Genomic DNA, 3244 nt, shown 5'->3' on the forward strand with positions numbered 1-3244 from the left:
GGCTTTGCGCCAAAGGACTATATAAAAGCTAATACATAGCGGAGAAAGGGAGGGAAAGCATGGCAGAGCATGAGGGAGAAACCAGAAATATACCGGTGACCGGATCGGAAGTTTCTACGGCATCGACTTCCGGCGTAAAAGCTTCCGGAGAGCAAGCTTTTGATGTGAAAAGTTTCGGCGTAGAAGCTTCCGGAGAGCAAGTTCCCTTAGGGCAAGGTTTTGGGGCATCATCTTCGGGCAAGCATCTGCTTTTCAAGGGGAAAGAAGGGAAGCTCCCTATTGCTTTATTGCTCCTTTCTTTCCTTATGGCGCTTGCCATTCTTTTTTATGTTCTTCTAAGTACTACGGATGTGTTGTATTCCGACTATATCCGACTGGTAAATTCCTATTTGGGAAAGCCCTTTCAGCTTGGGGATTTACTGCAAAAGGATATTTTAACGAGAATTCCCTTGACCTATTTCTTTAGGGAAATAAACCGTTATTCTTTTGGTTATACCCTGATTTTTGACCGGATACTTGGGGTACTGGGACTATTCTTAGCCAGCAAACCCTTACTGCTTTTTATGAGAAAAAAGCAGCTACCCTTTTTGCAGCAGCTTCTGTTTTTGATTCTTTTTTACAGCCTAAATAAGTGGGAAATGCTTTTAAACGGCTCGGGTTATATTCATTTTCTGGCCTTTTCAGCATTTTATGACTATTTCTATGCTTTGGATCAGGCCTTCAGCAAGAAAAGCTCCTTGCTTGTTCTATCGCTTTATCCGCCATTTATTTTACTGGTGGCAGGCCCCTACTGCTTGGCGGTATTCCTTTCCTGCTTTGCTATGTTCTTCTTCCTGGCTTTGGGGAAGAAGCTTTGGGATATGAAGGGGACGATTCTTCTCCTTATTTCCAATGGACTTTGCCTCTTTCTGTATCTTCTTAGCAATCACTATGCGGTGTATGAATATGCCGGGGCGGAGAGCATTTCCCTAAGGGAGGTACTGCAAAATCATCTGCTTTTTGTAGTGAAATTTATCTTTTACGGCTTTTCCTCTATGCTGTTTTCCGGGGAAAATCTGGAGAAGCTTCTTAGAGAGGGAGTGATACAGGGAAAAGGGGTTGTTCTGATTGGCGCGTTTGTGCTTTTCTTTTATGTTCTTATGATACTGTTGTATCTTTGGAGGTTTTTTGCATCTTCAAAAAATTCGGGAACTAAGACATTTGCTACGAAAAATAAGGAAGCCTTCTCGTCGCAGCAGAGGCAAATGGCTGAGCAAAAGCAGACAGATACGAATGCTTTGACAGGGGAAAATGTTGGAGAGTCTTTCTACTTTGGTTTATTGCCGGGACTACTGCTTCTCCACGGCTTAGCCAGTCATGCTCTGGTTTTCCTCACTCGCTATATGTTTTTAAAGGAAAGCTATGCCTTTCAAAGCCGTTATGCTCTGCAATACCAAAGCGCGCTGTTGGGAGCATTTTTGCTCTTGTTCTTATGGAAAAATGAGAACCGAGCAAGTTTGGGACAGAAAGCAAGAACATCACAGGGCAGACTTGTATTTTGCCTCTTGATTAGCGGAATTTTCCTTTTGGGAACCCTGTGGACAGACCGCAGTGAATGGGGAAAATCCATGTATCGGCGGGAACATTATGAGCGTATGTGGGCCTATTCCCATGACCTTTCCGCCTATTCCGATGAGGAGCTGGAAGATGTTTTTGAGTATCATCATGGCGGAGAACGAATTCGGAAGGCCTTTGCTATCTGGGAGCAGGTGAAAAAGGAGTGGAGAGCAGATAGATAAGTTCCTACAAGAGCAGATAGATAAGTTCCTAACCCCGCATTGACAGAAAACTGCCGGATAGGTAAAATAGTAGCGTTCTGTTGTTCCCTTAGTTAAATGGATATAACAAGCGCCTCCTAAGCACTAGTTGTGAGTTCGATTCTCGCAGGGAACATGTGTCTTGCAGCAATGATTAGAATTATTCATTGCTGCAATTTTTTTAAATATGGAATAGGGATGCTTAAACTATTTTGAAAGAAGGCGTAAAGTGAAGTCCAAGAATATCAAAAAAGAATGTGAAGAGCTCTGGGCAAAAAATAAATATTATGTGCTGAGCAAATCCCATAAAGCATATCTGGATATAAGAGAGTATTTGAAAGAAAAGGAAGTGGATATTGCATATCTACAGGGAAAAATACAAAGCGTAAAGGATATAGAAGAGAGTAAAAAAGATTTTAACAATGCCATTCTTCATGTATGGGGATATTTCAAGAAAGACGCAAGTGAAACGGAAAAACAAGGATTATTTGAGATATTAGAAGAATATATGGAAGGGGAAAATAGTCAGGAAGCTGTGATTCAATATCTTAACGCTTTACTAAGGAAATATCCCAACAAATATTTACAGGAATCCACTTTATTAACAGGAGAAAATAAATGAGACTATGGCATGAACAACTGATTCCCTTATTGCCGAAAAATCAGCTTCTTGGACAACATAGAGAGTGCTGTGCCCTTAGAGGGAACGGGTGGAATAAGAAGCATAAAACAGTAGATTATGCATTTTCCTATTCTCCATATCACTTATTTATCTATCATTCCTTGGTTATGGATGAAATGGAAAAAAGAGGGTATAAGGTTTCTGAAGAGTGGAGAGATAAGAATTATAGAGGAAAGACAGCAGAAAAATACGATAATCTTGAAGAAAAAATGATAGAAAGCCCAATTTACAAAGAGCATAATGGGGAATATCTGCTCGAGTGTATAGAAAACCTGCGAAATAAGGGTATAAAAATAGAACTATAAATGTTTTAATGGTTTATATTACTAAAGCTTATTGCTCTCAAAAGGAGAGATAAGCTAATGATTCTTGTAGCATCTTTTTAATCAGACACAAACCACTGTTAAAGGAGGATTACTATGTTGGAAGTTGGAACAAAGGCACCGGATTTTACATTGCCGGATCAGAATGGAAACATGCACTCTCTGTCAGAGTACAGAGGAAAGAAGGTCATTTTATACTTCTACCCAAAGGACAATACCGCCGGTTGCACAAAGCAGGCTTGCGGCTTTGCAGAACGATATCCCCGGTTTATGGAAAAAGGTGCCGTAGTTTTGGGAATCAGTAAGGACAGCGTGGCTTCCCACAAGAAGTTTGAAGAGAAATACGGACTGCCCTTTACTCTTCTTGCGGATCCGGAGCTGGTGGCAATTCAGGCCTATGATGTATGGCAGGAGAAAAAGAACTACGGTAAGACCTATATGGG

Annotated in this window: 4 protein-coding genes and 1 tRNA gene; all 5 read left to right on the top strand. The window is 40.9% G+C overall.

What is annotated here, in order from left to right; genetic code table 11:
* Positions 1-59: 59 nt before the first annotated feature.
* The gene (locus ACO4PX_RS05560; protein WP_485571905.1) at positions 60-1778 is read left to right on the top strand and encodes a hypothetical protein; all 1719 of its coding nucleotides are present in this window, start codon (positions 60-62) and stop codon (positions 1776-1778) included.
* Positions 1779-1860: 82 nt separating this feature from the next.
* Positions 1861-1932 (top strand) — tRNA-Arg (locus tag ACO4PX_RS05565).
* Between the two features lie 153 nt (positions 1933-2085).
* The gene (locus ACO4PX_RS05570; protein WP_485571909.1) at positions 2086-2418 is read left to right on the top strand and encodes a YbgA family protein; all 333 of its coding nucleotides are present in this window, start codon (positions 2086-2088) and stop codon (positions 2416-2418) included.
* On the top strand, positions 2415-2783 hold the full coding sequence (locus ACO4PX_RS05575) for a TIGR02328 family protein (protein WP_485544821.1): 369 nt from the start codon (positions 2415-2417) through the stop codon (positions 2781-2783). The genes ACO4PX_RS05570 and ACO4PX_RS05575 overlap by 4 nt, the downstream gene beginning before the upstream one ends.
* A gap of 114 nt (positions 2784-2897) precedes the next feature.
* A partial coding sequence (locus tag ACO4PX_RS05580) for a peroxiredoxin (RefSeq protein WP_485571907.1) occupies positions 2898-3244 on the top strand: 347 nt, incomplete at its 3' end.

It is taken from the genome of Oribacterium sp., assembly GCF_057249185.1.

Coding starts and splice junctions, on each gene's coding strand:
- ACO4PX_RS05560 (WP_485571905.1), top strand. CDS start 60: ATGGCAGAGCATGAGGGAGAAACCAGAAATATACCGGTGACCGGATCG.
- ACO4PX_RS05575 (WP_485544821.1), top strand. CDS start 2,415: ATGAGACTATGGCATGAACAACTGATTCCCTTATTGCCGAAAAATCAG.